The sequence below is a fragment of the Jeotgalibacillus marinus genome (assembly GCF_040801915.1).
Taxonomy (GTDB): domain Bacteria; phylum Bacillota; class Bacilli; order Bacillales; family Jeotgalibacillaceae; genus Jeotgalibacillus; species Jeotgalibacillus marinus.
On record NZ_JBFMIA010000221.1, the window covers coordinates 1 to 253 of the forward strand.

General features: G+C 58.9%; 1 protein-coding gene. It reads right to left on the reverse strand.

All coding sequences use genetic code 11. From position 1 onward, the window contains the following. Nucleotides 1-253, reverse strand: a 253-nt coding sequence (locus tag AB1471_RS17615; protein WP_367781017.1) for a hypothetical protein, incomplete at both ends; no start/stop codon positions are given.

Below are 253 nucleotides of genomic sequence, written 5' to 3' on the forward strand. Positions count from 1 at the left end.
AGAAGCCAACTTGGCGCAATGTCGAGAGATCTTTACCGGGGAACCACGACGCCATCTCCTCGCGGCAGCAGTTCGCGATCTCCTCATCGGCCATGTCTGGGCTATCCAGCACCGTCACCGAAAGCAAGTGCTGTCCCTTGGGGCCATATGCTGGGGAGACATTGGTTAGCTGGATCGCGTGGTTGACGAAGGCATCGGGGTTGGCGTTAAGCAGCAGCTTCGGGCCGTTGTAGAGGCTCTGCGTCGTGGCAAA